Below are 22,396 nucleotides of genomic sequence, written 5' to 3'. Positions count from 1 at the left end.
CCTAGCATGGGTCGTCCTGTGGAAGAAGCGTGTGCGCCTGCAGGATCGACAGTGCGCGCTCCAGGTCAAGGTCGTCGATGGCGGCCGCCAGCCTGGCATAGGCCTGCGGCAGCGCCGCCTGCAGCAGGGCGGCATGCTGTTCCAGTACGCGTTCGGCGCGGCTGTCGTCGCTGGCCAGCAGGCGTTCCAGTTGCGCCAGCACGGCGGGGAGCTGGGCGGCGGTGGATACCGTGGCAAATGTGGCGTCCGCCGCAGTGGCGGGGGCGGAGCCCGGCCGTGGCGCGGTGGCGGCTTCCAGCGCCGGCAGGGCGGCATCGATGGCGTCCAGTTGCGCCGGCAGCAGCGCCGCCACATCGGCCAGGCGCGCGCGCCACATGGCGCGCGGTTCGCCGTGCCGGATGGCCAGTTCCAGCTGGCGCGCAGCCCTGGCCAGCGCATCGGCGCCCACCTGCGCCGCGGTGCCGCACAGCTGGTGCGCCAGCATTTCAGCCGGGCGGCCCTGGTCCTGTTCCAGGCCCGCGCGCAGGCGTTCCACGGTGGCGCGCTGGCTGCCTGTAAAGCGGCGCAGCAGTTTAATGTACACATCATGTCGGCCCAATGCGCGCAACAGGGCCGCTTCCACGTCCAGGCCGGGAATGGCCGGCCACGGCACGGCGGCCGGGGCGGGCGCGCGGGTGGTTGACAGGGCCGTGGCAAGGATAGAGGCGTCTGGCGCAGGGGCGGCAGGCATCGAGGCGGCAGTCACAGAGGCGGCAGGTGTGGATGCGGCGCCGGGCGCGGCCGGTGCAAAACCGCCGCCAATGTCTGCCGGCGCCGCACCCGCCGTTGGATCGTCGGGGGGCGGCGCGGCGGCGGCGCCAGGCTGGCGGTGCGCCGGCAGCCACTGCGACAGCTTGCCCCACAGGTCTGCCGGATCGACCGGCTTCGTCAAAAAGTCATTCATGCCCGCCGCCAGGCAGCGCTGGCGGTCGCTGGCCATGGCGTTGGCCGTCATCGCAATCACCGGCAAGCGGTTGGCGTCATAACGGGCGCGCAGGGCGCGGGTGGCGCTGATGCCATCCATTTCCGGCATTTGCATGTCCATCAGCACCAGGTCGTAGGGACGCGCGGCGATGGCGGCCAGCGCCTCGGCGCCATTGCCCACCACGTCGACCTCGGCGCCCGCCAATTGCAGCAAGTCGGTCGCCACCAACTGGTTCAGTTCATTGTCTTCGGCCAGCAGGATGCGTGCGCCGCGCAAGGTGGCCGGCGCCTGCGGCACGGACATCGCGCGCGGCGGCGCGGCATCCCCGGCCTGCGCCACGCCCAGCCGGCAAGTGAACCAGAACGTGCTGCCCGCGCCATGCACGCTGTCCACCCCGACCGTTCCGCGCATCAGTTCCGCCAGTTGCTTGGAAATAGCCAGGCCCAGCCCCGTGCCGCCATATTTGCGGGTGGTCGAGCCATCGGCTTGCTGGAAGGATTGGAACAGCAGCGCTTGCTGCTGCGGCGTCAGGCCGATCCCGGTGTCGCGCACGGCAAACCGCAGCAACACGTCGTCCGCGCCCTGTTCCTGCACGTCGACGGCGATATCGATCGCGCCCTGTTCGGTGAACTTGACGGCGTTGAACGCATAGTTCAGCAAGACTTGCGCCAGCCGCAGCGGGTCGCCGCACAGCCAGGGCGGCACATCGGGCGCCACCTGCAGGCGCAATGGCAAGCCCTTGCTGCCGGCCCGCTCGCCCACCAGCGCCAGGACTTCATCGAGCGTGGCGGACAGGGAGAAGGGGATGGTTTCCAGGTGCAGGCGGCCCGCTTCGATGCGGGAAAAGTCCAGGATGTCGTTCAGGATGCGCAGCAAGTGCTTCGACGATTGCAGGATTTTTTCCACATAGCCGCGCTGGCGCGGCGGCAGCTTGTCGCCGCCGTCACCGGCCAGGGCAAGGTGGCTCATGCCGATGATGGCGTTCATCGGCGTGCGGATTTCATGGCTGGTGTTGGCCAGGAAGTCCGATTTCATGCGGGTGGCCTGTTCCGCCAGTTCCTTGGCCTGGCGCAGCGCCAGGTCCGCCGCCTTGCGGGCCGAGACATCGTGCGCGATCATGCACAGCGCATAGGGGTGCCCGTCATCGTCGAGCAGCGGGAATTTGACCTTGTCATAGGGCCGCAAGCCATCCGGCGTGGGGATGGCTTCTTCGAAATGCAGCGGTGTTCCCGCCGCCAGCACGGCCAGGTCGGCGGCCCGCGCCCGCTCGGCGTATTCGGGCGGCAGGGTGTCATGGTCGGAGCGGCTCTTGCCGTCCGCGCCAACGAGCGCATCGAAGGCCCGGTTGCTCATCAGGTGGCGCCCTTCGGTATCCTTGATCAGCACCAGCGCGGGATATTCATCGACCACGTCCTGCAACAGCTTTTGCTCCTGGCGGCGCGCCGTGATGTCCTGGTAATAGCCATTGACCAGCACCACGCCGTGTTCGTCTGGCGCGTCGGCATGCACATTGATGTGAATCCAGCGCGTGGCGCCATTGCGCAGCAGGCGCATCGACGCTTCCAGCACAATCCCGCCGGCCGCGCGGTCGCGCCGCCGCACAAAATCCAGCTGTTCGTTCAGCAGGGTGCGGTCGGATGGATGCACGTGGCGCAAGCTGCTGGTGGCGTTGGCCTGCAGCTCGGCCACGCTGACGCCAAGGATGGCTTCGGCCGGCTGGCCGATGAAGTTGAAAGCGCCGTCGGCATGCGGCGGCAGCACCAGCTGGAAAATGGCCAGCGGCAGCGCATCCGACATCGCCAGCAGTTGTTGCTGGATGCAGTCGGCGCGTCCCAGCGCCCGGATATTGGCCGCTTCGGCGGCGCGCCGTTCGGCCGCTTCGCGCTGCAGGCGCCGGTTCATCAGCATGCCCAGCGCGGTGGTCATCACGGCGCCGGCGCCCAATACCGTGAAGGTGCGCAGCCACAGCGGCGTTTCGGAACGGAAGATGTCGGTCAGGTAAAGCGGGGTGTCGTGGGCGTACGCCAGGGCCGGTGACAGGACCAACGTCAGGGCCAGCATGGCGGCCGTCAAGGGTCGGACCATAGGGCAGGTTGCGGCAGTGGGATTGCCGCAACCTTAACCGGTCCCGCAGGCCGCTGTCTGTTGGCCTTTAGTGCAGTTGGGAAAGACTCAGTGGGAACGGTCAGAAGGTGCCGATAAAGTCTTTCTTGCCGATTTCAATGCCGTTGTGGCGCAGGATGTTGTACGCCGTCGTCACGTGGAAGAAGAAATGCGGCAGCGCATAGTGGTGCAGGTAATTCTTGCCGACCCAGTGCTTGGTCTTTTCACCGCTGCCGGTGGTGATTTCACGCGTTTCGGCGCCATCGAAGGCCGACGATGGCAGGGTGTCGAGGAACGCCAGGGTTTTCGTGATGCGGGCTTTCAATTCCGCAAACGTTTTTTCCGTGTCGTCATAGGCCGGTACTTCCTGGCCCGCCAGGCGCGCGCCGGCGCCCTTGGCAAAGTCGGCGGCAATCTGGATCTGGCGCGTAAACGGCAGCATGTCCGGGAAGAGACGGAATTGCAACAGTGCGTTGGCGTCGATTTTCTTGTCGCTGACGTGGGCTTCGGCTTTGTCCAGGATAGCCAGCAGGCTGTTCAGCAGTTGGCGGAACACGGGGATGGACGCGGTGTACATGGGAGAAGTCATAACGGTTCCTTGAAAAGCCAGTGATTGGCGAGTGGCGATGATAGCAAGCTTGTCATCTTTGTGCTGGACGCCGTGGCTCGCGCGGTATCGCTATAGTCGTGACTTATCGGCTTGTTTGCGTGCATAATTGTTGCTACTGAAAAATTCCTTTCGCCGCAAGTCCGGCAAGTGTCCCCAGCCCGTGCATGATTAGCAATTTATATAGAAGACTGCGCTCGCGGCTGAGCGCGTTGTACGGCCTGTCAATCTACGGCGCTCTGCTGCTGGTGGTCTTTGGCGGCCTGGTGATTCCCGCGATGATCGGCAGCTACCTGCTGATCGGCGTTCATGAACAGCAATCGGCGCGCACCGCGCTCAATGAATCGCTGCAGCGCAATGCCGATATCCTGGCGCTGGGCATGCAGGAATCGCTGTGGAACATGAACGCGGAATCGGCCCATTCGCTGGTCGAATCGGTCATGCGCGACCGCGCCGTGCTGCAAGTGCAGGTGACGGGGCAGGCCGACACCCAGTTCATGAACGTGAAATCGCCGCGCCGCGTGGTGGGCCACGTGTTCCGCGCCGAACGTGAAATCCTGGTGCGGGGCGAGCGCATCGGCCGCATCATGGTGGAAATGGACGATGCCCGCAGCCAGCAGGAATTGCGGGAAAAACAACTGTCCTATGTGTTCGTGCTGGCGGCGCAGCTGACGGTCTCGCTGCTGCTGATTGTGCTGTTCCTGAATAAACGCCTGATTACGCCGCTGCGCAAGCTGATGCGGTTTTCCGACCGCCTGTCCCATGGCGACTTTGAAACCCGGCTGGAATTGACCGGCCGCGATGAATTGGGCCGCCTGTCCGGCCAGCTGGAACAGATGCGGGTCGCGATCAAGCATTTGTTTGAAGACATCGGCCAGCGCGAAGAACGGTTCCGCACCATCGTGACGCAAGTGCCGGGCGCGGTGTTCCGCTTCCGCCCGGACGGTCCGATTGATTTCGTGTCGGACGCGATCGAAGATATTTCCGGCTACCCGGCCGCGCAATTCATGCGTTCCACCACCCATTCGTGGGCCAACCTGATTTGTCCGGAAGACCGCCGCGTGCACCGCCGCGCGCTGGCGCAGGCGATCCGCGACGGCAAGCCGTATGAAATCGAGTACCGCATCATCGACGCCTCCGGCACCGAACGGTGGGTGGCGGAAAACGGCCAGCCGCAGCCGGGCGAGCGCGGCGCCGATGCGCCGTGGGTGGATGGCATTATTTCCGACATCAGCCAGCGCAAGCACAATGAAATGCGCATCGAAGCGCTGCTGGCGGAACAAAGCGCGATTCTCGACAATGTGATGTTTGGCGTGATGTTCGTGCGTAACCGCAGCATCGTGTCCGTCAACCGCCGCTGCGAAGAATTGTTTGGCTACGAGCCGGGTGTCATGGTGGGCGAATCCACCGCGCTGGTGTTCCCGACCGAAGAGGAATACCAGGAAGCGGGCGAGCGCCAGTATCCGGCGCTGGAAGATGGCGCCGACTTCAGCGAAGAGCGCCAGTACCGCCGCCAGGACGGTACGCTGTTCTGGTGCCTGGTGTCCGGCTGCGCGATCGATTCGACCCGCGCCAATGAAGGCAGCATCTGGGTCTATGCCGATATCACCGCGCGCAAGGAAGCCGAAGAAAAACTGCGCCTGTCGGCCACCGTGCTGGAGCACATCGCCGATGGTGTGATGGTGATTGACGCCCAGGGCACCATCGTGGCGGTCAATCCCGCCTTCACGCAAATCACCGGCTACACCGAAGCCGAAGCGCTCGGCCGCGACCGCACCCTGACCCGTTCCGAACGCCACGACGACGCGTTCTACCAGGAACTGTGGACGGAACTGGTGGCGACCGGTTTCTGGCGCGGCGAAATCTGGAACTTGCGCAAGAACGGCGAACTGTACCTGGAATGGCTGACCATGTCCGCCGTGCGCGACAACAAGGGCGTCACCACCCACTATGTGGGCGTGTTCAGCGACATCACCCTGGTCAAGGAAGCGCAAGAAAAGCTGGACCACCTGGCGCACCACGACCCGCTGACGGCGCTGCCGAACCGCTTGCTGTTCCACGACCGCCTGCACCATGCGCTGCAGCGCGCCACGCGCGAGCAGGAACAGCTGGCGGTGCTGTTCATTGACCTGGACCGTTTCAAGAACGTCAACGATACGCTGGGCCACCACATTGGCGACGAATTGCTGAAACAGGTGGCGCGCGCGCTGCAGGACAAGTTGCGCGAAGGCGATACCCTGGCGCGCCTCGGCGGCGATGAATTCATCGTCTTGCTGGAAAACGTCGATGGCCAGTTCGGCGCGGCGCACGTGGCGGAAAAACTTGTGGCCATGTTCGAGCGTCCGTTCATGGTGGCGGACCACGAATTGTTCGTCACCGGTTCGGTCGGCATTTCGCTGTTCCCGGAAGATGCGACCGACTTGAATATGCTGATCCGTAACGCCGACGTTGCCATGTACCAGGCCAAGGCGCGTGGACGCAATGGCTACCGCCTGTATGCGCCGTCGATGTCGGGCGAGGGCGTCGAGCGCCTGCGTCTGGAAACCTTCCTGCGTCGCTCGCTGGAAAAAGATGAAATGTTCCTCAACTTCCAGCCGCAGGTGGAAATCGATACCGGCCGCCTGACGGGCGTGGAAGCGCTGGTGCGCTGGAACCACCCCGAACTGGGCCTGGTGCCGCCGATCCGCTTTATTCCGCTGGCCGAAGACACCGGCTTTATCAACCCGCTCGGCCAGTGGGTGCTGGAACAGGCGTGCCGCCAGATGATCCGCTGGGACCAGGCCGGCCTGCACGTGCCGAAGATGGCGGTCAACCTGTCGGCCAAGCAGTTCGACCGCGGCAGCATCGCCAGCCTGGTGGGCGACATCCTGCGTGAAACCGGGCTGGAGCCGCACCGGCTGCAGCTGGAAGTGACGGAATCGGTGATCATGAACACCGGCGATGCGCTGGCGTACATCAATGACCTGCATGCGATCGGCGTCGGCCTGGCGATTGACGATTTTGGTACCGGTTATTCGTCGCTGGCCTACCTGAAGCAGATGCCGGTGCAGACCCTGAAGATCGACCGTTCGTTCATCAAGGACATTTCGACCGACGTGAACGATGAAGCGATTGCCATTGCGATTATCCAGCTGGGCAAGAGCATGAACTTGTCGGTCATCGCGGAAGGCGTGGAAACCGATGAACAGGCCGCCTTCCTGCTGCGCCATGGCTGTAACCATGCGCAGGGTTATTACTACAGCAAGCCGGTGCTGGCCGATGACTTGCTGGCGCGCTGGCGGGAAGTCGAGGCGGTCAACCAATGAAGCGGCGCACCTTCCTGTTGTCCGGGCTGGCGGCTGCCGGCGCCGTGCTGGTGGGCTGGGGCGCGCTGCCGCCGCGCCAGCGCATCCGGGGCAAGGCGGCGCTGCCGGTCAGTAACGGCGCGGTGACGCTCAATGGCTGGGTGGCCGTGGCGCCGGACAATACCGTGACGGTGGCGATGGCGCGCAGTGAAATGGGCCAGGGCGTGCTGACGGCGCTGCCGATGCTGGTGGCCGAAGAGCTCGACGTGCCACTGGAGCGGGTCCGGCTGGTACAGGCGCCGTTCGATAAAATCTATGGCAACGTGGCGCTGATCGCGGACGGCTTGCCATTCCACCCCGATGACGAGGGCCGCGTGCGCCATGGCGTGGAGCGCGTGATTACCAAGGTGGCGCGGGAACTGGGCATCAATATCACGGGCGGCTCGTCGAGCATCAAGGATTTGTGGCTGCCGATGCGCGAAGCGGGCGCCACGGCGCGCGCGCTGCTGATCGAAGCGGCGGCGCGCAACTGGAATGTGCCGCCAGCGGAATGCCGCACGGAAGACGGCCATGTGCTGCACGCCAGCGGCAAGAAGGCGCCATATGGCGACCTGGCGCAGCTGGCCGCCGGCATGACGCCGCCCGCCAACGTGCGCCTGAAAACCCCGGGACAATTCCGCCTGATCGGCGCCAGCGCGCCGCGCCGCGACACGGCCGCGAAATCCAATGGCAGCGCGGTGTTCGGCATCGACGCGCGGCCGCCCGGCATGCTGTATGCGGCGGTGCGCATGGCGCCCGTGATCGGCGGGACGGTGGCGTCGTTTGATCCGCAAGCCGTGCTGAAAATGCCGGGTGTCCGGCAAGTCGTCGATTATTCCGCCGCGCTGGAAGGCCAGACCGGCGCCCGTGCCGGGCTGGCCGTGGTGGCGCAGCATTATTGGCAGGCGCGCCAGGCCGCCGATGCGCTGGCCATCCAATGGCACGACGGACCGCACGCGGCGCTGGCGTCAAGCGCCATCGCGCGCGAACTGGCGCAGCGGCTCGACAGCGATAGCGGACACACCTTCCATGAAACCGGGGACATCGGCCAGCTCGATGGCGCGGCGAAAACCGTGCGCGCGGAATACCGCGCGCCATACCTGGCGCATGCCGCCATGGAACCGATTAATTGCACGGCGCAGGTGGCGGACGGCAAGGTGCGGCTGTGGGTCTCGACCCAGTCGCCCACCTTTGCCGTCAACGTGGCGGCCAAGGTGGCTGGCGTGAAGCCGGACGATGTGGAACTCGACATCAAGCTGCTGGGCGGTGGCTTTGGCCGGCGCCTCGACGTGGACTTCATTGCGCAGGCGGTGGCCATTGCGAAGCAATGCGGCGGCTTGCCGGTGCAGGTGATCTGGACCCGCGAAGACGATACGCGCCACGACGTGTACCGCCCGGTGGCGCTGGCGCGCTTTGCTGCGGGCCTCGATGGCGCGGGCAATTTGCTGGCGTGGGACAACCATTCGGCCGGCGCCGCCATTGGCCACCAATTCTTGACGCGCAATCTGGGCGTGCCGGGCGCCGGGCCGGACAAGAATTCCGCCGAAGGCGAATACGACATGCCGTATGAAGTGCCGCACCAGCGCATCCGCCACGTCAATGTCGAGAGCGTGGCGCCGGTCGGTTACTGGCGCTCGGTCGGCCATTCGCACAATGCGTTTTTCAAGGAAAGTTTTATTGACGAAATGGCCCACGCGGCGGGGCAGGACCCGGCGGCTTTCCGGCGTAGTTTGCTGCACCGGCATCCGCGCCACCTGGCCGTGTTGAATGCCGCCGTGGACAAGGCGGGGCCGCCGCCGCCGGGGCGCGCCCATGGCGTGGCGCTGCACCAGTCATTCGGCTCGATCGTGGCGCAGGTGGCGGAAGTGTCGGTGACCGGCAAGGACATCACCGTGCACCGCGTGGTGTGCGCGGTCGATTGCGGCATTGCCGTCAATCCGGGCATCATCGCGCAGCAGGTCGAATCGAGCGTGGTGTTTGGCTTGTCGGCCGCGCTGATGGGGGAAATCACCATCGACGGCGGCAAGGTCGTGCAGGGCAATTTCGGCGATTATCCGGTGCTGCGCATGAACCAGGCGCCGAAAGTCGAGACCATCATCATGCTGTCGGCCCAGCCGCCGCAAGGCATGGGCGAACCGGCCGTGCCGCCGGTGGCGCCGGCGGTGGCCAATGCCGTGTTCAAGTTGACCGGGCAGCGGCTGCGCAGTTTGCCCCTGATGTTGGCCTGAACCGGTTATCCGGCCCGCAGCAGCGTGCGCAAATTACAGTTTTCCTGCCACGCGCGGCGCTCTTCCGTACTGTCCGCATAGGCCGCCAGTTCCGCATCCGACATCGCCGATTGCGCCAGCACCAGCCGGTGCGCCACGTTGGCGTCCGGCAGCATGGTGCCAAAGAACGCCACGTGTTCATGGCGCTGGATCAGCAGGGTCGGGAAGTTTTCCACGTCCAGGTCGCCCACCACGTCCGCATGGTCTTCGATATCGACCCACAGGAAGTATTTATCCGGATGGCGCGCCGCCAGGGCTTCAAAGGTGGCGCGGTAGCTGGCGCAGGTGCCGCACCAGGCCGCGCACAGGCAGGCCACGATCCAGCGGTCTTGCGCGAGGGCGGCCGCCACGTCGGCGCGGTTGTCGGTTTGTAAAGTCGTGCTGTGCATAGGACAATATTGTACCAAGTGCAGGCCGGGCATGCCGGTCAGGCTGGGTCAGAGCGCGGGCGGCAGGTTAAAATAGCGCCATGTCTACCATACTTGCCATTGAAACTTCTTCCGAAATGGCGTCGTGCGCACTGCTGCGCGGCGATGCCGTCATCAGCCGTGCATCGTCCGGCGTGCGGACCCATTCCGCCGCCGTGCTGCCCATGATCCAGGAATTGCTGCTTGACGCCGGCATCGCGCTGGCCGATGTCGATGCGATTGCCTATGGCGCCGGTCCCGGTTCCTTCACCGGCGTGCGGACTGCCTGCGGCGTGGCCCAGGGCCTGGGATTTGGCGCGGAACTGCCGCTGGTGCCGGTGGTGACGCTCGATGCGATGGCGCTGGCGTGCCGCCAGCAATATGGCAGCACGGAGATCCTGGCCGTGCTTGACGCCCGCATGGGTGAAGTGTACTGGGCGCAGTACCGCTATGCCGGCGATGCGCAAGGCGTGGTCTTGCCGGAGATCGTGCAGGCGCCCGTGCTGACCGCGCCGGAAAGCGTCGCGCCGCAGGGTGGCGTGACGGCGTGCGGCAATGGTTTTCCGGCCTATGCCGACGCCTTCGCCGGCCAGCCGTTTGCCATGGGCGCGCATGGCGACGTGATGCCGCACGCGGCGCAGATCGCGCAGCTGGGCCGCATCGCCTTGGAAGCGGGGCAGGGCGTGACGGCGGCGCAAGCGCAGCCGCTGTACCTGCGCAACAAGATCGCCTACACCAGTGCGGAACGGCGTGAAATGAACGCCAACGCCGGCGCGGCAAAGGCAGGCGCATGATGCAGGGCGCGACGCCGGGCATGCAGCCCGCCTGGGACCTGGCCCGGCTCAATTACCAGCCGATGCAGCCGGCCGATATCGACGAGGTGCTGGCGCTGGAGCAAAGCGTTTATCCCCATCCGTGGACCCGCGCCAACTTTGCCGATTCGCTGGCGTCCGGCTATGACGCCTGGGTGCTGCGTGGCCAGAACGGTGCGTTGATGGGTTACTTCCTCATCATGCAGGTGGTCGATGAAGCGCATTTGCTCAATGTGGCGGTGGCGGCGGACTGGCAGGGCCAGGGCCTGGGCCGTTTCCTGCTGAACCAGTCGGTGGCGCGCGCGCGCGGCCTGGGGATGGACGCCATGCTGCTGGAAGTGCGCCCGTCGAACACGCGGGCGCTGGAGATTTACCAGCGCTATGGCTTCAAGCAGATTGGCCGCCGCAAAGGGTATTACCCGGCCGGCAATGGCCAGCGTGAAGACGCGATTGTGATGCGGATCGCGCTATGAACCGCAACCACGTATTCCTCGATGCGATGGGACTGGGGCCGCAGTGGCGGCTGCGGCATGCGCCTGCCGTGATGGATGGCGATGGCGCTGTGATCGCGGATGTGGCGGACGACGTGGCGGACGATGTGGCCGGCGCGGTAGCGGAAGCAGCTGCGGACAACGCCATGGCGCAAGCGGCCCATGCCGCGCGGGCCGAAGCGCCGGCGGTTTCACCGGTTGCCGATGCCGCAGGCGCTGCGGCAACAGCGGAAAACCGCACGGCCGCGGAGTATGCCGCTGCACCTGGGGCCGTAAGCCAGGCCGCTGCTGCGGCACCGCATGGTTCAGCGCCCGGGGCGGCCTATCCTGCCTCCGCGCCTTCCGCGCCCCGGGCGGCGCCAGCGGGCGGTGAAGACACGTCCTGGTTCGATGATGCGCCGGCCGCACCGTCCACGCGTCCGGCATTGAAATCCCCGCCGCCGGCCAAGGCGCCGCCGCCGGCGCGGCCCGCGCCTGCCGCCGCCAAGCCGGAGGCGGGTGGTGAATCGGGTGGCGAATCCTATGCGTGGTTTGACGATGTCCCGGCCACGCCGATCGCCAAACCTGTGCGCAAGGCTGCGCCCGAACCGGACGCCGAAGATGAAGCGCCATGGCGCGCTGCCGCCTCCGCCGGTGCGGCGGCCCATCCGGGCCGGCCGGCCGCTCCAACGCGGCAGGGGCAACCCGCGCCATCGGCGGCGTCCGCATCCCAGGCCATGCCGGACGACGGCATACCATGGTTCGATGATGCACCGCTGCCATCGTTCGATGGCGGCTTCGACGACCCGTATGGCGAAGCGCAATCCGATGCCGGTGTGTCGGACGCCGCCATCGCGCGCATGGACAGGGCCGCGCTGCAGGCTGCCGTGCAATCGTGTACGCGCTGCACGCTGTGCCAGGAGCGCAGCGCCGCCGTGCCGGGCCGTGGGGCCGACGGTGCGCCATGGCTGGTGCTGGGGACCGCGCCGAATGGCGAGGACGAAGCACAGGGGCGGCCACTGGCAGGCGCACCGGGCCAGTTGCTGGACAATATGCTGAAAGCCATCAAGGTGGCGCCGGAGACGGAAGCCTATGTCACCACGCTGGTGAAATGCCGTCCACAAGGCGACCGTGCGCCGAGCGCCGAGGAAGTGGCGGCTTGCCGTCCTTACCTGGACCGGGAGCTGGCGCTGGCCGGCAGCCGCGCGGTGATCACGCTGGGCCACACCGCCGCCAAAGGCTTGCTGGGCGCGGCCGCGCGCGGCAAGGTGCTGCGGCTGGAACAGATTCCCGTGGTGGCGACGTACCATCCGGCGGATTTGCTGCGCAAGCCGGAAGACAAGGCCCGGGCCTGGGCCGACCTGTGCCTGGCGCGTTCGGCCTTTGACGGCCGCGCCTGAACCCCATGGCGCCGACCTACCAGCAAGCGTTTGAACAGCGCTGGCGCCATTTGACGCGCCCGCACGTGCGGGCGCTGGCCTGGCTGCTGGAGTCGCCCGACTTGCTGGACCCGGCATCGCCGCACTGGCAAGGCCGCGTCGCCACGCTGGGCCCGGTCACGCCGCCGGTGGCGCAGTGGCTGGCGGCGCTGGAACACGATCCGTCACCGCTCGATACCGCGCTCGGCCCGAAGTTTTATTCGCGCCTCGGCCTGTATGCGGAAAAGCTGATGGCGTTTTACCTGGCGCGGCAGGGTGTGCTGGCGGCGCATGGCTTGCAGGTGCGCACGGAGCGCAACCAGACCGTGGGGGAATTTGATTTCCTGCTGCGCGACGGCCCCCGGCTGCTGCACTGGGAATTCGCTTCCAAGTTTTACCTGGTGGACGAGCGGGCCGATGCCGCGTCGTTCCATCATCTGGTCGGCCCCAACCTGGCCGATACGCTGGGCAAGAAAATCCGCAAAACCTTTACACACCAGCTGGCGCTGTGTCACCACCCGGCCGCGCAGCACGTCCTGCCGCAGCCGGTCGATGCGGCGCAGGCGCTGATCAAAGGCTGGCTGTTCCATCCGCCGGGGCCGGAGCGGGCACTGGAAGGCGTCTCGCCGGATCATTGCCGGGGTTCGTGGATGACACTGGAAGACTTCCTGGCCGGACCCGCGCTGGATGCGGACCGCCGTTATGTCGTGATGCCGCGCCTGCAATGGCTGGCGCCGCTGAAGGTGCGCGCCGCCACGCCGGACCAGGCGCCGTTCCAGCCGGCGTCGATTGCCGCCGTGGACAAGGCGGCGCCATTGGCCGCGGCGGGCTTGCATGCGGCCGTGCTGGAGCGCTTCGCGCTGGAAATGTCACCGGTGATGGCGGCCACGGTCGAAGAGCGCGATGGCTGGCTGGTCGAAGTGGCGCGGGGGTTTATCGCGCCGGATGACTGGCACGAGCGGGCCGCCGCGCGCCGCGCGCAAGGCGCGTTGCCTTAGGCATTATGAGCAGGCGAGGGAAATGAATGTGCATGGCGGTTTTGCCGAAGGCAAAGCCGCCATGCCGGCCCGAGACCTAGTGCTTGGCCTCGCCAATCAGCCCCAGCGAATCATGCTGGCCCTGGTTGAATTTATGCAGGCGCATAATGAAGAACATCACGCCGGCCATGAACAGGCCAAACAGCACGATGGTGGTATTCAAGCCCAGGTGCAGGCGGATCATCAGCGAATACATCGCCAGCATGGTCAGGATGGACAGGTTCTCATTGAAGTTCTGGACCGCGATCGAGTGGCCCGCGCTCATCAGCACGTGACCCCGGTGCTGCAGCAGTGCATTCATCGGCACCACGAAGAAACCGGCTATCGCGCCGATGATCACCAGCAGCGGATACGCGATGAGTTTCGAATTCACCAGCACCATGCCCATCACGATCAGGCCCATCAGGATGCCCAGCGGGATCACGGACAGCGACTTGCGCAAGGTGATGTAACGGGCCGACAGGACCGCGCCCAGCGCCATGCCGATCGCCACCATGCCCACCAGGCTGGTGGCCTGGTCATAGCGCATGTTCAGCGATTTTTGCGCCCATTCCAGCACGATCAGTTGCAAGGTCGCGCCGGCGCCCCAGAACAGCGTGGTGACGGCCAGGGAAATCTGGCCCAGCTTGTCTTTCCACAGCAAGGTGAAGCAATTGGCGAAATCGACCACCAGCTTGACCGGATGATGTTCCTGGTGCGGGTAGCGCGCGCCCGTGTCCGGGATGCGCAAGTTGAACAGGGCGGCCAGCAGGTACACGCCGATCAGGACGCACAGCGCCGCTTCCGAGCGGGTATCGACCCCGGTGTCGAACACGGGGAAATCAATGCCGAGCAGCAGGGACGAGAACTGGCCGGTCACCAGCGCGCCGCCCATCACGGTGCCCAGGATGATCGACGTTACGGTCAAGCCTTCGATCCAGCCATTGGCGGCCACCAGTTTTTCAGGCGGCAGCAATTCCGTCAGGATGCCGTACTTGGCGGGCGAATACACGGCCGCGCCAAAGCCCACCACGGTGTACGCCAGCAGTGGATGCACATTCAGGTAAAAGAACATCAGGGCGCAGCCGAGGATTTTGATCATGTTGGCAATGAACATGACCCGGCCCTTGAGCAGGGAATCGGCAAACGCGCCCACATAGGGGGCCAGCAACACATAGAACAGCACAAACGACAGCTTCAGCAGCGGAATGATCCACGCCGGCGATTTCATCGTGACCAGCAGGTCAATCGCGACGAACAGCAGCGCATTGTCGGCCAGCGACGAGAAAAACTGCGCTGCCATGATGGTATAAAAACCACGATTCATTCTGTTGTGTGTCCGCGTAACTGATCCGGTAGGCTTTATACCATGAATACCTGATATTTCCCAAAAAGGGGGGCGGCAGCCGGGATGCCGGCCTTGCTTCCTTGCCATGCGGCCACACGGAAATTATGCCCTCCATCCGGTAAAATACCGGCTCCATTCATCCGCCAAAAATTCCCATGCCAAGGCCAATTACCGCAACCATTCATATCGACGCGATGCAACATAACCTGGCCCGCGCCAGGGCCTGTGCCCCCGGCGCCAAAGTGTGGGCGGTGTTGAAGGCCAATGGCTATGGCCACGGCCTGGAACGCGCGATGCGCGGTTTTGCCGCGGCCGACGGCCTGGCGCTGATCGAGCCGGATAATGCGGTGCGCTTGCGTGAACTGGGCTGGACCGGCCCGGTGTTGCTGCTGGAAGGGCCGTTCGATGCGGCCGATATCGCCATGATGGCGCAGCACGATGTGAACGGCGCGATCCACTGCGAAGCGCAACTGGCGCTGCTGGAAGCGGCCCACCCGGCGCGTCCGCTGAATGTGCATTTGAAAATGAATACCGGCATGAACCGCCTGGGCTTCATGCCGCGGGATTTCGCCGCCGCCCATGCGCGCTTGCGGGCCTTGCCGCACGTGGCGGAAATCACCCTGATGACGCACTTTGCCAATGCCGACGAGGCGGCCCATCCGCGCCTGTCGATCCATGAACAGGTGCGCCGCTTCCGCGACGGCAGCCGGGGTTTGCCGGGGCCGGTCAGCCTGGCCAATTCCGCCGGCACCTTCCAGATGCCGGAACTGGGCGACGAGCTGGCCAGCAACTGGATCCGTCCCGGTATCATGCTGTACGGCGGCACGCCGGGCGGCCAGACGGCGCAAGCCTTCGGCCTGAAACCCGCCATGACCCTGGCCAGCGAGATCATCGGCATCCAGGACATCGATGCGGGCGACTGTGTTGGTTATGGCAGCCGCTTCCAGGCCGATGGCCCGATGCGCATCGGCGTGGTGGCATGCGGTTATGCCGACGGTTATCCGCGCCATGCGCCGCAAGATACACCGGTACTGGTCGATGGCGTGCGCACCCGCCTGGTGGGCCGCGTGTCGATGGATATGCTGACGGTGGATTTGACGAATGTGCCAGGCGCGCAGGTGGGCAGCCGCGTGGTGCTGTGGGGCGAAGGCATGCCGGTCGACGAGGTGGCGGAAGCATCGGGCACCATCGGCTATGAATTGATGTGCGCGCTGGCCCAGCGCGTGCGGGTTGTGGAAGGCTGACAGGGAAGCTGAGATATGGCGAAGGCCAAGACCAATTACACGTGCACCGAATGCGGCGGCACCAGCAGCAAATGGACCGGCCAGTGCGCCGCCTGCCAGCAATGGAACACGATGGTGGAAACCGTCATCGAATCGGGCGGCGGCAATAACCGCTACTCGAACCCGCAGCACATGGCGCTGGCGCAGACCGCGCCGGTCCTGTCGCTCGATGAAATCGACGCGCTTGATGTGCCCCGTTTCCCGACCGGCATTGAGGAATTTGACCGGGTGCTGGGCGGCGGGCTGGTGGCGGGCGGCGTGGTGCTGATCGGCGGCGACCCCGGCATCGGCAAATCGACCCTGCTGCTGCAGGCGCTGGCGCACCTGTCGCACGTGAAAAAAGTGCTGTACGTGTCGGGTGAGGAATCCGGCGCGCAAATCGCGCTGCGCGCCAAGCGCCTCGCCATCGACGCGAAGGACTTGAAACTGCAGGCGGAAATCCAGCTGGAGAAAATCCTCGGCACCCTGGCGGACCTGAAGCCGCAAGTGGCCGTGATCGATTCGATCCAGACCCTGTATTCGGATGCCCTGAGTTCCGCCCCGGGTTCGGTGGCGCAGGTGCGCGAATGCGCGGCGCAACTGACGCGCATGGCCAAGCAAACCGGCGTCACCATCATCCTGGTGGGCCACGTGACGAAAGAGGGCGCGCTGGCCGGTCCCCGGGTGCTGGAACACATCGTCGACACCGTGCTGTATTTCGAAGGCGACAACCATTCCAGTTTCCGCCTGGTGCGCGCGATCAAGAACCGTTTTGGCGCCGTCAATGAACTGGGCGTGTTTGCCATGACGGAAAAGGGCTTAAAGGGCGTCTCGAATCCGTCCGCGCTGTTCCTGTCGCAGCATGACAACCAGGTGCCGGGGTCGTGCGTGATGGTGACGCAGGAAGGCACCCGTCCGCTGCTGGTGGAAATCCAGGCGCTGGTTGACGCCAGCCACTTGCCGAATGCGCGCCGGCTGTCGGTCGGCCTGGAGCAAAACCGCCTGGCCATGCTGCTGGCCGTGCTGCACCGCCACGCGGGCATTGCCGCGTTCGACCAGGATGTCTTTATCAATGCGGTGGGCGGGGTCAAGATCACGGAACCGGCGGCCGACCTTGCTGTGCTGTTGGCGATTAATTCCTCGATGCGCAACAAGCCCTTGCCGCGCGGCTTCGTGGTGTTTGGCGAAGTGGGCCTGGCCGGCGAAATCCGCCCCGCGCCGCGCGGCCAGGAACGGTTGCGGGAAGCGGCCAAGCTGGGCTTTTCCATTGCGATGATTCCGAAAGCGAATGTCCCGAAACAGCCGATCGATGGCATGACCTTGATTGGCGTGGAGCGCATCGATGACGCTTTTACCCGGTTGCGTGAATTGCAATAAAATGGATTAAAATCACTCACTCTGTTGCCCTGCATTAAATTAGCAACCGCAGTACAATATGCGCCGGCCGGCGTGCACATTTAATGTTGCGCTCTTGTCAGGTAATACTGTTTATGACTGCGGTTTAAATTGCTAATTAATAGGAACAAGAGTGTTAGTCGATCAAAGGCACGTTTCACGCAAGATTTTGCGGGCCAAAGCCATGGTGGTGCTCGATGGCGCCGCTCCGACGCCGGCCCGTACGCTGGATATTTCCCAGTCTGGTTTATCGCTGACGATGGGACATATGGTGCAGGCCGGCACGGCTGGCAGTGTATCGTTTGAAATGTTTATTGATGGGAAGCCGCAAATTATTACTTGCCGCGCGAAAGTCAGTTATTGCATTTTCAGCGGCGACGATGTGAAAGTCGGCTTTCAATTCGTTAATCCGGAGCAGGCCGCGATGGCCGCCATTACTAAATTCATGCGCTGATTTCAAGCGCTGATGCAGGGGCGGCGCCGGCGGGAGGGATTTATATGGCCAATTCCAATATGACCGGCCGCCTGGCGGGACTCGATGCGTATGGCGGCCTGGCGTCGCCATCGGCTGCGGTGCTGGCGAAAGTGGAAAAAACACTGGCCGGGCAATCCGGCGCCGTGTCAAAACTCAACCAGAATATCAGCCGCGACCAGGCCAAACTCTCCGGGCTGGGCCAATTGCACAGCGCGCTGGCGGATTTCCAGGCCGTGGCCGAGCGCCTGGCCGGCGCCGGCTTGTCGACCTCGGCCAGCAGTTCGGCGCCGAACATCGTTGCCGCCACCGCCAATGGCAGTGCCCAAGACGGCGTCAAAGCAGGGACGCACGCCATCGAGGTCAGGCAACTGGCGCAAGCGCAAGTGCTGACCAGCAGCGCGCAAGCCGCCGCGAATGCAAAAATCGGCACGGGCGCGCCCGCCATCGTGAAAATCGAAACCGGCGTGACCGGCGCCGGCACGTTCACGCCCGGCAAACAGGCCGCCACAACCATCACCATCGATCCATCCAACAATACACTGGATGGCATTGCCGCGGCCTTCAAGGCGGCCGGCATCGATGCCGCCGTGGTGAAAAGCGGAAATGGCGTTGCGCTGTCCGTGAAAAGCGCGTCCGGCGAAGCCAACAGCCTGCGCATCAGCGTCAGCGGCGACGCCGCCATCAAGGATTTATTGGCGGGGAAGGGCATGACGCAAACCGCGGCCGCGCGCGATGCGCTGGTGACCATCGATGGCAAGGACAGCAAGAGCGCCACCAATACCGTGGACAGCGGCGGCCTGGCGCTGACCCTGAAAGGCATTGGCAAGGCCGACGTCACGGTCAAGCAGGACAGCAGCGAAGTGGCGCGCAATGTGACGGGGTTTATCGAAGCCTACAACGGGCTGCAGGCCAAGCTGGCGGTGCTGGAAAAAGGCGCCCTGAAGTCCGACCAGGCGCTGGGCCAGGCCAGCCGCGACCTGGCGGGGCTGTTACGCGCCGGTCCCGTCTCGGCCAGCGAGCTGGCCAAGGTTGGGGTTGCCGTCAATGGCGACGGTCGCCTGCAAGTCGATGAGAAGCAGTTGAAAAGCGCGATTGCCGCCGATCCGGACGCGGTCGGCAAGCTGTTTACCAACGAGGGTAAAGGCCTGGCGGACCAGTTTGACGCCAGGATCGACGCGTTGACGGGCAAGAGCGGCGCGATCCAGCGCGAAAGCCAGCAAGTCAACAAGGAATTGACGGCGCTGAATGGCAAGAAGACGGAGATGGCCAAGGCCATGACCGCACAAGCCAATGCGCTGGCCAGGCTGTATGCGGCGCAGGAACAGTCCGCTGCAAGCGACGGGCTGCCGGGTTATACCGGGCCGCGCTCGCTGTTTGATTTCATGGCCTGAAAATTAAAACGCCTGCTACCCGCACCCGATAATGGTGCGTTGCAGGCGCCGGCGCTTCCGGAGAAGCGTGCAGCTATTCGTGATAGCGGTCAGTCAGCTTGTTGTGACTCCCTCGGGATTCCTGGACGATTTCAAAAGCGATCAAACCAATCATCGCGCCAAAGATACCGATGGTGAGCAGGGTGAACATGATGTGTCAACCGCTGTTAGCAGCGGCCGCTCCCTAGAGTTGATACAACTAAACTTTAGCAGGCAACGGTGACTTTTCAAGATGCAGCAACCCGGCTGTTGCGCAAATACCCGTACGTTTTTTGATTAGTCACTTCACCACCAGGTCCGCCGCCATCACCGCCTTTAGATACAGGCTGTCCGGGTCGCCAGGCTCGCGCTGGGAAAACCACCAGGCACTGGCTTTCTTGATATCCCATGCGCGCGCGTCGCCGGTCATCAGCAGGGCCGCCGCCTGGCCCAGGGTCGGCTGGTGGCCGATGATCAGCACGCTTTCCTTTGCGGCCGGCCAGTTGGCGGCTTTCAGGATCGCGTCCGGATCGGCGTCCGGCGCCAGGTCCGGATGGATCTTGTATTTGCGGCCCAGGCCATCGGCGGTCTGGACCGTGCGCAGGGCGGGGCTGGACAAGATGCGGCAACTGTCCGGCAATTGCGAGTCGAGCCACTGGCCCATGCGCCGCGCCTGTTTCTGGCCCTTGGCAGTCAGCGCCCGTTCCAGGTCGGATTGGCCGGGCGCCGCCTCTTCGGCTTCGGCGTGACGCCACAAGATCAAGTCCATTTTCTTCCCCTTCATGTCCGCAGCCTCACGCGGATCCGGTATCCGGCGTGCCCAGCAAGTGCATCAGGTGGGCTTGCGCGCTGTACTGCGCTTGCTTGCCGCGCGCCTTGCGGCGGCCATAGTGGCCGGTCGGCTCCAGGTCCCAGGCATTGGTGTTGTCCTTCAAATAAGGATTCAAGCCTTCCGCGATCACGCGCCGCTTCAGCGCCTTGTCCAGTACCGGGAATGCGACTTCGACCCGGCGGAACAGGTTGCGGCTCATCCAGTCGGCGCTGGCCAGGTACACATCGTGCGCCAGGTCGTTGCGGAAGTAATAAATCCGGCTGTGTTCCAGGAAGCGGCCGATGATGGAGCGCACCTTGATGTTGTCCGATAAGCCTGGCACGCCGGGTTTCAGGGTACATGCGCCGCGCACGATCAAGTCGATCTTGACGCCATCCTTGGAGGCCGCATACAGCGCGCGGATCACGGATTCATCGACCAGCGCATTCATCTTGCCAATGATGCGGGCCGGACGGCCGGCGCGCGCAATCTTCGCTTCATTGCGGATGGCCTTGATGATTTCATTTTGCAGCGCGAATGGCGCCAGCCACAAATGGGTCAGCTTTTGCGGCTTGGCCAGGCTGGTCAGGTGCATGAACACTTCATTGACGTCGCGGCCCAGGTCCGGGTTGCTGGTCAACACGCCGAAGTCGGTGTACAGCTTGGTCGTGGTCGGGTGGTAATTGCCGGTGCCCAGGTGGGCGTAATAGCGCAGGCCGCCATCTTCGCGGCGCAGCACCAGCGCGATCTTGGCGTGGGTTTTCAGGCCCACCACGCCGTACACCACCTGGGCGCCAGCCTGCTCCAGCTTGTCGGCCCAGTTGATGTTGGCTTCCTCGTCGAAACGCGCCATCAATTCCACCACCACCGTGACTTCCTTGCCGGCGTGGGCCGCCACGATCAGCGATTCCATCAAATCCGAGTCCATGCCGGTGCGGTACACGGTCTGCTTGATGGCGACCACGTTTGGATCATGGGCGGCCGCGCGGATGAAATCAATCACGGTCTGGAACGACTGGAATGGATGGTGCAGCAAGATATCCTGTTCGCGCAGCGAGGCGAACACATCGATATTGGCGGCTTTCGAGACGGAACCCGGCAGGTAAGGCGGGAAGCGCAATTCCGGCATTTGCACGTGGTTGATGATTTCCGTCAGGCGCACCATGTTGACCGGGCCATCGACGCGGTACAAGCGGGACTGGTCCAGGTTGAACTGGTCGAGCAGGAATTGCGACAGCTCGGGTGGGCAATTCTTCGCCACTTCCAGCCGCACCGAGGTGCCGAACTGGCGCCCCTGCAACTCCCCCTTGAGCGCCTGGCGCAGGTTTTTGACTTCATCTTCATCGACCCACAGGTCGGAATCGCGCGTGACCCGGAATTGCGAATACGCCGTCACATCGCGGCCGGCAAACAAGTCGGCGATGTGGGCGTGAATGATCGAGGACAGCAGGCAGAACGCAACGCCGCCCTCCGTGTTCAGTTCGTCCGGCAGCCGGACCACGCGCGGCAGCACGCGGGGCGCCTTGACGATGGCGATCGCCGTGCCGCGGCCGAACGCATCCTTGCCGCTCAGCTGCACGATGAAATTCAAGCTCTTGTTGACGACTTGCGGGAACGGGTGGGCCGGGTCGAGGCCGATCGGGGTGAGGAGGGGGCGGACTTCGCGTTCGAAATAATCCCTGACCCAGGCGCGCTGCTGTTCGTTGCGCTGGGTGTGGCGCAGGAGGTGGACGCCTGCTGCCTGTAATTGCGGTAAGACTTCGGCATTCAGGATGTCATATTGCTGTTTCACCAGCTCATGGCATTCATCGCAGATCCGTCTCAGGTTGGCGGCCAGCGCCGGATGGTCGTCCAGGGTGCCATCCACGCTGGCGGCGGCCAGCAAACTGGCGACCCGCACTTCGAAGAACTCGTCGAGATTGCTGCTGACGATGCATAAATAGCGCAAACGCTCGAGAAGGGGGATGGCGGGATCTTCGGCCTGGGCCATCACGCGGCGGTTGAACGCCAGTTGTGACAGCTCGCGGTCCAGGAAGATCCCGTGCTTGTTGGTTTCCGCACGCAGATCAGGCTTCATGGTGTTCACACTATCTTGCAGATGATTGATTCTATCGCCGATTTCCGTGAAATCGCGTCTTGCCGTAGATTAATTGTCAATTGTGACAGCTTCATGACAATTCCATGACTCCGCTGAAATATGACATGTCATAAATCGTGTGACATGCCCCTGTTTTCCCTCTATGGGACCGCTGGTTCCTTAAATTTCAGTCATGTCATAAAGGTGTCATATTTGGCCGATAGACTGCGCA

At 64.2% G+C, this 22,396-nt stretch carries 16 protein-coding genes; 10 read left to right on the top strand and 6 right to left on the bottom strand.

The window, feature by feature from the left end:
• Window position 1: 1 nt before the first annotated feature.
• Both AC1RRC_RS28310 and AC1RRC_RS28305 read right to left on the bottom strand, forming a co-directional pair.
• Window positions 2-3,049 carry a hybrid sensor histidine kinase/response regulator gene (locus AC1RRC_RS28310; protein WP_493058984.1) on the bottom strand — a complete coding sequence of 1,016 codons (3,048 nt, stop codon included), beginning with the start codon at window positions 3,047-3,049 and terminating at the stop codon, window positions 2-4.
• 100 nt (window positions 3,050-3,149) lie between these two features.
• A complete protein-coding gene (locus AC1RRC_RS28305) occupies window positions 3,150-3,656 on the bottom strand; it encodes a DUF1993 domain-containing protein (protein WP_493058983.1) in 507 nt (168 codons plus the stop codon).
• Window positions 3,657-3,841: 185 nt separating this feature from the next.
• Here AC1RRC_RS28305 and AC1RRC_RS28300 point away from each other — a divergent pair, with 185 nt between their 5' ends.
• The gene (locus AC1RRC_RS28300) at window positions 3,842-6,979 is read left to right on the top strand and encodes an EAL domain-containing protein (protein WP_493058982.1); all 3,138 of its coding nucleotides are present in this window, start codon (window positions 3,842-3,844) and stop codon (window positions 6,977-6,979) included.
• Window positions 6,976-9,225, top strand: a complete 2,250-nt coding sequence (locus AC1RRC_RS28295; protein WP_493058981.1) for a xanthine dehydrogenase family protein molybdopterin-binding subunit — start codon at window positions 6,976-6,978, stop codon at window positions 9,223-9,225. The genes AC1RRC_RS28300 and AC1RRC_RS28295 overlap by 4 nt, the downstream gene beginning before the upstream one ends.
• A 5-nt stretch (window positions 9,226-9,230) precedes the next feature.
• Here the strand turns inward: AC1RRC_RS28295 and AC1RRC_RS28290 are convergent, their stop codons facing one another.
• Window positions 9,231-9,653, bottom strand: a complete 423-nt coding sequence (locus tag AC1RRC_RS28290) for a thioredoxin family protein (RefSeq protein ID WP_493058980.1) — start codon at window positions 9,651-9,653, stop codon at window positions 9,231-9,233.
• Between the two features lie 80 nt (window positions 9,654-9,733).
• On the opposite strand from AC1RRC_RS28290, the gene tsaB reads away from it, so the two are divergent.
• From tsaB to AC1RRC_RS28270, 4 genes are read left to right on the top strand one after another with little or no spacing between them, the layout of a single operon-like run.
• Window positions 9,734-10,465 (top strand): tRNA (adenosine(37)-N6)-threonylcarbamoyltransferase complex dimerization subunit type 1 TsaB, encoded by a 732-nt coding sequence (gene tsaB / locus AC1RRC_RS28285; RefSeq protein WP_493058979.1) that lies wholly within the window; start codon window positions 9,734-9,736, stop codon window positions 10,463-10,465.
• 20 nt (window positions 10,466-10,485) lie between these two features.
• The gene (gene rimI, locus AC1RRC_RS28280) at window positions 10,486-10,956 is read left to right on the top strand and encodes a ribosomal protein S18-alanine N-acetyltransferase (RefSeq protein WP_493059028.1); all 471 of its coding nucleotides are present in this window, start codon (window positions 10,486-10,488) and stop codon (window positions 10,954-10,956) included.
• On the top strand, window positions 10,953-12,353 hold the full coding sequence (locus tag AC1RRC_RS28275) for a uracil-DNA glycosylase (protein ID WP_493058978.1): 1,401 nt from the start codon (window positions 10,953-10,955) through the stop codon (window positions 12,351-12,353). Before rimI ends, AC1RRC_RS28275 begins: the two co-directional genes overlap by 4 nt.
• A 5-nt stretch (window positions 12,354-12,358) precedes the next feature.
• Window positions 12,359-13,369, top strand: coding sequence for a DUF1853 family protein (locus tag AC1RRC_RS28270; protein WP_493058977.1), 1,011 nt, complete (start codon window positions 12,359-12,361; stop codon window positions 13,367-13,369).
• Window positions 13,370-13,445: 76 nt separating this feature from the next.
• On the opposite strand, the gene lplT is transcribed toward AC1RRC_RS28270, so the two are convergent.
• Entirely contained in the window at window positions 13,446-14,714 is a 1,269-nt protein-coding gene (gene lplT / locus AC1RRC_RS28265; protein WP_493058976.1) for a lysophospholipid transporter LplT, read from the bottom strand.
• Window positions 14,715-14,890: 176 nt separating this feature from the next.
• Between lplT and alr the strand changes: the two genes are divergently transcribed.
• The 4 genes from alr to fliD all read left to right on the top strand — a co-directional run bounded on the left by alr (window position 14,891) and on the right by fliD (window position 19,258).
• On the top strand, window positions 14,891-15,979 hold the full coding sequence (gene alr / locus AC1RRC_RS28260) for an alanine racemase (protein ID WP_493058975.1): 1,089 nt from the start codon (window positions 14,891-14,893) through the stop codon (window positions 15,977-15,979).
• A gap of 15 nt (window positions 15,980-15,994) precedes the next feature.
• Window positions 15,995-17,374, top strand: a complete 1,380-nt coding sequence (gene radA / locus AC1RRC_RS28255; RefSeq protein WP_493058974.1) for a DNA repair protein RadA — start codon at window positions 15,995-15,997, stop codon at window positions 17,372-17,374.
• A 202-nt stretch (window positions 17,375-17,576) separates the two neighbouring features.
• The gene (locus AC1RRC_RS28250; RefSeq protein WP_493058973.1) at window positions 17,577-17,846 is read left to right on the top strand and encodes a PilZ domain-containing protein; all 270 of its coding nucleotides are present in this window, start codon (window positions 17,577-17,579) and stop codon (window positions 17,844-17,846) included.
• Window positions 17,847-17,890: 44 nt separating this feature from the next.
• The gene (fliD, locus tag AC1RRC_RS28245; RefSeq protein ID WP_493058972.1) at window positions 17,891-19,258 is read left to right on the top strand and encodes a flagellar filament capping protein FliD; all 1,368 of its coding nucleotides are present in this window, start codon (window positions 17,891-17,893) and stop codon (window positions 19,256-19,258) included.
• Between the two features lie 319 nt (window positions 19,259-19,577).
• On the opposite strand, the gene sixA is transcribed toward fliD, so the two are convergent.
• Entirely contained in the window at window positions 19,578-20,045 is a 468-nt protein-coding gene (sixA, locus tag AC1RRC_RS28240; protein ID WP_493058971.1) for a phosphohistidine phosphatase SixA, read from the bottom strand.
• Between the two features lie 25 nt (window positions 20,046-20,070).
• Complete coding sequence (gene ppk1, locus AC1RRC_RS28235; RefSeq protein ID WP_493058970.1) at window positions 20,071-22,164, bottom strand: polyphosphate kinase 1; 2,094 nt, start codon at window positions 22,162-22,164, stop codon at window positions 20,071-20,073.
• Window positions 22,165-22,396 lie beyond the last annotated feature (232 nt).

The organism is Pseudoduganella sp. GW821-FHT12E03, from assembly GCF_058807115.1.
The sequence above is the reverse complement of the archived record's forward strand: the minus strand, read 5'-3'. Positions and strand labels throughout refer to the sequence as shown.